The sequence below is a fragment of the Phocaeicola barnesiae DSM 18169 = JCM 13652 genome (genome assembly GCF_000374585.1).
GTDB classification, from domain to species: domain Bacteria; phylum Bacteroidota; class Bacteroidia; order Bacteroidales; family Bacteroidaceae; genus Phocaeicola; species Phocaeicola barnesiae.
In genome coordinates this window covers 1-8772 of sequence record NZ_KB894670.1, presented here as the reverse complement: position 1 = coordinate 8772, position 8772 = coordinate 1, and the positions used below count along the sequence as shown (strand labels likewise).

Annotated in this window: 6 protein-coding genes and 1 pseudogene; all 7 read left to right on the top strand. The window is 41.8% G+C overall.

Features of this window, described 5'->3' with window-relative positions; translation table 11 throughout:
- The coding region (locus tag C510_RS17565; protein WP_026320261.1) for a tetratricopeptide repeat protein at positions 1-738 on the top strand (738 nt) is incomplete at its 5' end.
- 56 nt (positions 739-794) lie between these two features.
- The gene (locus C510_RS0115695; protein WP_018712219.1) at positions 795-1850 is read left to right on the top strand and encodes a hypothetical protein; all 1056 of its coding nucleotides are present in this window, start codon (positions 795-797) and stop codon (positions 1848-1850) included.
- A gap of 84 nt (positions 1851-1934) precedes the next feature.
- Positions 1935-2888, top strand: a complete 954-nt coding sequence (locus C510_RS0115690; RefSeq protein WP_025893139.1) for a FimB/Mfa2 family fimbrial subunit — start codon at positions 1935-1937, stop codon at positions 2886-2888.
- Between the two features lie 18 nt (positions 2889-2906).
- Positions 2907-3923: a fimbrial protein gene (locus C510_RS0115685; RefSeq protein WP_018712217.1), complete on the top strand. Its 1017-nt coding sequence runs from the start codon at positions 2907-2909 to the stop codon at positions 3921-3923.
- 17 nt (positions 3924-3940) lie between these two features.
- Complete coding sequence (locus C510_RS0115680) at positions 3941-7186, top strand: fimbrial protein (RefSeq protein ID WP_018712216.1); 3246 nt, start codon at positions 3941-3943, stop codon at positions 7184-7186.
- Positions 7187-7203: 17 nt separating this feature from the next.
- A complete protein-coding gene (locus C510_RS0115675) occupies positions 7204-8163 on the top strand; it encodes a DUF5106 domain-containing protein (RefSeq protein WP_026320260.1) in 960 nt (319 codons plus the stop codon).
- A gap of 28 nt (positions 8164-8191) precedes the next feature.
- Positions 8192-8772 (top strand): annotated as a pseudogene (locus C510_RS0115670) (hypothetical protein); the annotation flags it as partial.

Genomic DNA, 8772 nt, shown 5'->3' with positions numbered 1-8772 from the left:
TCGCCCGAAGGCTCGATGGCTTATAATGAAAAACTGTCGCAACGTCGTGCGCAGACTTTTGCCGATTACGTGCAGAAGCACAACAAAGACCTGCCGAAGGACCTGTGGCATGTGTCCTGGAAGGGTGAAGACTGGGACGGTTTTGTGGCTCAGGTGGAGCAAGCCGAGGATTGGCCGGCCCGTGCGAAGGTGCAGGAAGCCATTGCCCAGTGTAATGATAACATCGATGCCTGCGAGTGGAAAATCCGTCAGCAGCTTTCTGCTGATGATTACCGTTACCTGCTGGATGAACTTTATGCCCCGTTACGTCGCAACGACTACCGCATCGAGTACACCGTCCGCAACTTCACGCCCGAGGAGGCCCGCCAGCTGCTGGAGTCTCGTCCCGATCTGCTGAGCGCGGCGGAGATGCAGCGCGTGGCCGACAGTTACGGTCGAGGCACCGACGGTTACCGGAAGGCGATCGACACCGCCCTGCGTACCTATCCTGATAACGTAGCCTTGCGCTATAACGCCGCTCTGGCTGCGGTGAATGCCGGACGCTACACCGAAGCCATCACCCTGCTGAAAGATACACAGGACGGAGCTTCGCTTAACTTACTGGGCGTGGCCTACTATAAGAGCGGGCAGGCCGACAAGGCAGAGGAAACTTTTGCCCGGGCGGTCAAAGCCGGTTACAGCGATGCTTCCGGTAACCTGAAGCAGCTGCAGGAAGCCAAAGCACTGTTCAGCGAATAAGTTTGAGAAATCAGAGAGATCAAACAATAGATATTTATTAACCAAAATTTGTGATTATGGGAATGAACAAGTTTTTTATGCTCGGATTGGCCGGCTTGGCTTTTGCGGCATGTAACAATGAAGAAGTGATAGATACAGCCCATCAAAATGGTGCTACAGTAACTGTTAGATTTGTAGGTGATGCTATTACTCGAACCCTAGAGACGCCAGCCACAGGGGATAATGGACAAACATTTCCTGTTGAAGTAAATAGTGGTAAAATTACTTTAACAGCTCAGGCTGTAGATGTGCCTAGCCATCAGATTTCAGGTTCACTTGATGGTAGTTCGGAGTATACATTTACAGGTGTAAGAGCTCCGGAATCTATAGAAGTTGTCGTTAATGAAGGAACTGAGGACAATATGAGTTTGGCCGACGTTTATAATACAGGTTTGGCAGAACCGCTTTATGGCAAATCATCCACGTTCGTGCAAGATAGTGAGGGTAATTATACAGTAACCATCAATTTGGAGCGTCGTCTGGCCCGTTTGCAGTTCTCTGGACTTAACTTCACAACTGTAGGATCTTCTTATACTGCACTTACATTAGATGGCATCTATCTGAATGGAGCTGTTAAGACAGAGAATGGAAGTGATAAGGCTACTGCTGATAACATTGGAGCTTGGGAAACTGTTACAACAACATGGAGCACAAATGCCCCTGTTTATGATGAGATTGGTGCCGTTATCATTGGTGCGGATGCAGAAACTGGACCATGGCCGAGTGCTGCCCAATGCTATGCTTATAACATATTCCCAGCAAGCGGTACTGACAATCTCCCTAAACTGACTGTTTGCTTTAGTAATGCAGTACAGACTAATGTAACGGGTTCAGAATATAGATATGCAAGAGTGGCTAAATACAAATTAGAAGGTGAGAAAGGCAATTTGGAAGGAATAGATGATAATGGCTATATTACAGATTTCAAGGCTGGCTATATTTATAATATAACGGGATTGATTCTTGGGGATGGTGATCTTGGTCCTACTCCTGACGGTGAAGGCGTTACGTTGACGGCTACCGTTACTGTTGACCCTTGGACATTGGTGAATGCAACAGTAGAATGGAAATAAGTAATAATTAAAGTTTTATTTTGGCGGAGAATGACTCTCCGCCAAAATACTCTGAACATACAGAAATAATAAACCTTAATAAGAATGATGAAATTAGTAAGATATATATTAATGGCGCTAGTCGCTACCGTCCTGACGACCAGTTGTATTAAAGATGATCTGGATGAGTGTCACAATGTGACTATCTATTTCCAGTATCTGGCTGACGGCGATAAGGACGTATTGAACCAGTATATGAGCAAGGTGGACCTGTATGTTTTTGATTCGAATGGACATATACTGGGAGTCGGCTCATATAATCAGGACGAATTAACCAAATTCGAAGCTGTCCCGTCGTTTAAACTTCGCCCGGGGCAACGTTATAGAGTGGTGGCTGTAGGTAACCCTTACGATCATACGGAAGTGGTAAACTATGCTACTGAAACAAATTTTGCCAATATTTATCTTCAGGATCCGGCTTGGAGTGATCCCAATGTTCCTGTAACCAACCACGATTACAATTATCTGGGTGAGAAAGAGTTCGTGATGCCCGATCAGGAAGGGGTGATGTATCGTGATACAGTGACTCTATACAGTGCGCATGTGAAGGTGTTTGTAGAAATTCATGGACTTCCTGCTCCAAGTGGAACACGTCAGACTGCAGGAATTCCTTACCAACTGAGCTTCGAAAATTCGAACGCACAAGTTTCTTTTAACAATGAAATTAACTTAAACGAAAAAGGCTCTATTTATCCCGATTTGATATATGATAGTGAAAATCAATGCTATCGTACACAAAATTTGGCATTGTTCCGTATGGATTCCGAAGGAGAATTAAGTGCGGGACATTGTGAACACACATTAGTTTTGACCGATATAAATACGGGAACAGAGCTGGTTCGTGGAAATCTATATAATTATCTGGTTCGTAATGCTGATGTCATTGATGTAACAAAACAGGAAGCTGAATTACCTATTTCAATCGTGTTTAGCGAAATGAATGTTGAAATTAAAGTTCCCGATTGGGTGATTGTAAACGGAAAACCGGATTGGAACTAACCTTAAGGAGGACTGTATATGAAGAAATTTAGAAAATATTTGAGTGTAATTTTACTCATGTTTTTAACTGGGGTAATGAGTTCGTGCATTAAAGACAAGTTGCCTGTTGAAGCTGATTTAGAGAAGACTGCAACTGTTACTTTGCGTATAAATGAACCTTTTTCTTCTGAACCTCTTGGAAGGAGTACTTCTCCTGCTTTGTCGGATGAAGGAATTAAGACATTGCGTGTAATTGTAGCGAATGCAAATAATCAGGTGGAGTTTAATTATAAACATGATTTTAGTAGTGAGGCTAATCCGTTAATTAAAAAAACGGTTACTTTCTTAGGTATGACCACAGGAAAGAAAAAATTTTATGTGGTAGCAAATGAAGAGAGTATTGGTTTCACAGATGATAACTATCCTCAAGTGGGGGCTGATATTTCTCAATTATTTCTTAATACCATTGTAAAAGATGACAATCGGTCTTTCTTTCCAAAACTGAAAGAAGAAATCAGTACAAATGGATTACCTATTACAGGATATCTTGAGCAAAATATTGAAGGTGATGCGGATATTACTATTTCCACTTATCATGCTGTAGCGAAAATATCGTTGAGTTTTATTAATAATACAGGAATGGAGATACCTATTACAGGCTTTTCACTTGGTAATTTCTTAGCAAATAAGACTTCTTTATTTAAGGAAGGTGAATTATTAAGTGATATTGACTATTCATCTGTTAAACAGATAATCGAAAAAACAATAAAAACAGGAAGTTATGAAGATGTTTCAGATAATGAAAATTTGCTGGTGTTTTATGTTTATGAAACAAATGCAGATCCCTCTAATTATACAATAGCACTAAATTCGATTTCCCCTAATGTGAGTATTGGTGAATCAAATCAATTTTTAGATACTAGGGATATTTTGCGAAATAACTGGATTCAAGTTATTGCAACGATTAACCTGAATGCGACGGAAATAACGATTGATTTTGATTTCGAAGTCAGAAAGTGGGATACTATGGATATTGATGTACCTTCATTTAGCTAAAGAAAGGAGTGAGAAATATGAAAAGAAACGTTGTTTTAGAAAATACGATATTAGTAGGTATTTTATTATTTCTATTTTCTGCATGTACTGATGATTCCTTTATTTCTAAAGGTACAATAAACATAAAGGAAGGTGTTGCTGTAAATCTGGCATTCAATTATTCGACAACCCAACAAAAAATACAGACTCGAGTTGTACAGAATACTGAAACAGAATATAATGTAACTTCACTTTACCTTTTTGTCTTTAATTCGGATGGAACGATAGATTCAAAAGGAAATGCAACATTCTCAGGTGGAAAATATTCAGAAACTACAGGAACTGCTCAGGGATTTGTTACAGACTTTGAAGCTCATTCAGGTAAAGGGAAAAAAATATATGCAATAGCTAATGCAGACGCTAGTGCTGGAGATATGTCTACAAGTCGTTTGGAAGAGGTGCAAAATGAAGCTGATTTGAGAGATCTACAAGTGACATTAAATAATAAGTTAAATATAGACCGTCTTGCTTTTTTGATGGCGGGTACGATTGTCGATGATGCTGGAAATGATGTACAGGCGGTTGATATTGATGAAAACGGAAACATTTATCTATCTGGTAGTAGTGTGGAGTTGGATAAGAATTTATTGTTACGTCGCGTAGATGCTCGTGTGACTTTTAAAATAAAGGTAGATATTACAAAAGATACAGAGGCTCAAGAAGGAACTATTGCCAATGCAACATTTATCCCGAGAAGTTTTGAGGTTCATAATTTGCCTTCAAGTTCTCACATATATGCAGTTCCAGAACAAATTACAACAACTTATGCATCTATGAATGAAAATACATCCTTGCCCTTTGATTCAGAAGAAAAGGATGATATGTGGTTCAATTTTTATATGTTTGAAAATCATCAAGATGTGTCTAGTGATAATGAGAAATATATAACTTCGGACAAGAAACAACAAATAAATCCGAATGCCGAGAATTTATATGCACTGCGTGAACAAAAAAATACTGGTGGCTCATTTATTTTTGCTCCGGAAAATGCTACGTATGTCATCTTTAAAGGAGACCTGTCTTATCAAAGGACATCAACGAAGGGAGTTGCACAATGGGTTAATGCAGCTGTAGAATATACTGTACATTTAGGTGAAACTGGTGAACCTAATACAGATGCAGATAATCCAGAAAAGGTAAATAATTACACTGTTAACCGGAATACTTTTTATACATATAATGTTACTATTCAAGGACTGGAGTCTATTCGGGTAGAGGTTTTGGAGGATAAGGAAGTACGTCCAGGATATGAGGGGGATGTCATTGTTGCCGGAGCTCAAGTTAAATCCATAGATTCTCATTATGGTCGTAGTTTGATAAAGCTAACAAAAAAAGATATTGAGGGTGGCCTGTCCTGGGTAATACAAACGAAATACGATCAAGGTGTAAAGGTTGCGAATAGTCCGACTAATACATTGAAAGACTATAAATGGATTCTTTTTGCTATTAATAAAGAGTTTGGTATATCAAGAGGAACAACAATAAATGGAGAATCTGTTGATTTGGTTAAGTTTCCTGGGTATGGAGCTTACGATGGTGGTGCTAAAACAATAAGCGATGTTCCTGGTGATGCAACATCAGATGAAGGAAATAGCCACAATTGGAAAGGGAAATTGCAGGCCGGTACAGGTGACTATAGCGATGCCTATTATAAAGATTTTACAACTTATTTGGACAATGATGCATGCTTACGTGATATAAATCAGTTAATTAACCATTTGTCGAAAGAAGCAAAATCTGATAGCGATATATTTGAACCAGAAAATGGTGAAGATGTTGTTTATATTACAGCTTTTATAGATGAATATATTTATACCTATAATCCAACGACAGAAGAATATCGTTTTCCGGGAAGTGTCAGTTCTACAGATACAGAACGATTGAAGTTATGGAAAGATGTTGTAAACGGTGAAGATCGTTTGATGCATGTATGTACAGGAGAAGCGAAATATAGTCATGATGGAAATTCTTCATGGTCGAATAGCGTGGTCACTTTTAAACAAAGTCCTATTTATTCCATCTATAATGAAGATGATCCGGATTTGGCTACCGCATGGGGAACTGAAAGTATCATAGAAACAGGTGCCTTACCTTTAAGTAGTAGTCATGGGCCTACAGGTACGTTGAGTAATACAGATAATAATGGACGATTGAATACATTGAATTTTTTTATTAATGGAAATACATATGTAACAAATGGTACGAAGTGGGGTGATGTTCTGCAACGTACCAATGGTAATCTTACTTCCGAAGATGAGTTAAAAAGCGATTACAAAGATATATGGCATGCCTGTATGATTCGAAATAGAGATTTGAACGGGAATAATGTTATTGATCCAGAGGAGGTCCGTTGGTTTTTGGCTTCTATTGATGAATTGACAGACCTCTGGATTGGTGAAGCGACTATGCCTTCAGAAGCAAAATTATATGGTCCTAATCCCAACGACCTTAGTGCGGTTGCTGGTACCTACTGTTTGCATGTGGCAAGTAGTTCTTATAATAGAAACACAAATTCAAGTGGAGGAATCAATACATATACTAATCCTTCTGTTATTTGGGCAGAGGAAGGAGCTTCAAAAGGAGCCTCATCTGAATCTAAAGGTTCTAATGTTACAGAAGAGAATTATACATATCGCTGTGTTCGTTATTTAGGTATAAGCTTGGATGATATTAAGGAAACTCCTGAGGATTATGTAGTAGCAACAAAACAGTCGAATGGTAACTACATATTGTCAATGTCTAAATTAGGAAGATTAGCAAAACGCACAGCTTATGATCAAGGTATGGAATTACCAGACCATAAAGAACGTGAGGCTAATAACAATAATAAGCCTTATGAGAAGTTTGAAGTGATAATGTCTCCTACAGGAGCGGCTGATACAGGACGTTATTGGGCAGATGAAACAAATAGACGGGAGGAAATCATAACACAAGGTTTTGAATCTATGTTGAATTATAGTGGACCAAGTAAATTATGTCCAGAAGGCTATAGGGTTCCTAATCAGCGTGAATTGATGTTGATGTATACTTCTATTCCGGATTGGGGAGGGGGAAATTATTGGTGTGCAACTAAATTTAGTTTTAATGGAAATGGAAAATTTTCCAATCGTCCTGGTTTTGCTTATAATTCTCCGAATATGGTACTCGTTAATTTAAATGAGGCCCAAGGGGGTGGATCAAATGTTAAAAACAAGGTACGTTGTGTACGTGATTTGACAAATTAAATAATATAAGGTTGAAGATGAGACATTTTTTTCTAGGTATCCTATTAATGGTGCTATGTCAGATATCATGTCGTGGAAATAAGCAACATAATTCAGATGAGAAAAGCTTTTCTCAAAAACAGATAGAACAGAAAGGAATGTCTCAGTCTTCTTTTCCTTTTCCCGAAATCCCCGCCACCCTGACGGAACCCGAAGCCCGCAAGTCCTACCTGCTCACCCACTACTGGGAGCAGTTCGACTTTGCTGACACCACGCTGGTGAACAACCGTGACGTAACGGAACAGGGCTTCGTGAATTTCATCGCCCTGCTGGCAGACGGCACCACGCCGGAGGAACTGACGCGCGAGAGCCTGGCGAACTGGTGCGCGGGGTTCGTCGGGACAGAACATGCCCGCAAGGTTTTGACTCAAACGGCGGACGATTATCTCTTCAACCCTAACTCGCCTTTCTACAACGAAGGGCTCTACGGAATGTATCTGGAGGCGTTGCTTGGCAAGTTGCCACAGACGGATGCGATGCGTTCCGCTTACCGCTTCAAGCTGGAGCTGGTAAGGCGTAATAACGTAGGGGATAAGGCTACGGACTTCACCTATTACCAGCCCGACGGTACGCACCGTACATTGGCCACCACACCGGTGAAGAACGACCGTCTGCTGCTGATGTTCTACGACCCGGAGTGCGAGTCGTGTCACGAGGTACTGCTACAAATGGCGGCCGATACGGCACTGGCTGAAGCCGTACGGATCGGCAAGCTGAGTGTGCTGGCCGTCTATACCGAAGGCAACGACGAGGTGTGGCGCAAGGCGCTGCCCGACATGCCCGAAGGCTGGATGGTGGGTACAGATCGCGAGGCGGTGAAAGGCGGAGCACTGTACGACCTGAAGGCGATGCCGTCGCTCTACCTGCTGGACGGAAAGAAAACGGTGCTGCTGAAAGACGCGGCCTATGAAAAGATACGTGCAACGCTAGCGCTTTAAAAAACAGGAACCTGATATTTCTGAACTTATGCAAGAACCTCGTTTGTCAATAGAAGACCTTACCCAACTTTCCGCTAAGGAACGTTCTCGTATCCGTCAGCGGTATGCCCTGCACCGCCGGTACGAAACGGCGGTGGCTCTCTATGCCGATACGAATACTTCCATCCGTAGCATTGCTGCGGAATGCGGGGAGAGTGAACATGCGCTGCGGGCCTACCTGCGCCGCTATTGGCGGGAACTGATGCTTCGCAGGTACGGTATAGAGACAGAAGGGAAGGATGCGCAGGAGATTCCTTTCTATACGGCCGACGGCCAGAGTTTTCTGGCGCACCGGAAGTATAAAGAAGCGGTACAGGCATGCGATTCCATCCGGTACATCGACCTGAACGTATCGCAGGTAGCCCGGAAGTTCGGGGTGAACGCTACGGCTTTGGCCAATTTCATGCGGGTGCATTATTCCGAAGTGCTGAAACGTCGGGAGGAGTACCGCATCAGATTGGGTATCAGTGATAATATCCGGCGGGGAGTGCGTCCGGACTGTCGGGAACAGTATGCCGCGGCGGTGGAACTGTATCGTACTACGGATATGAGTGTGAAAGCTGTGGCGGA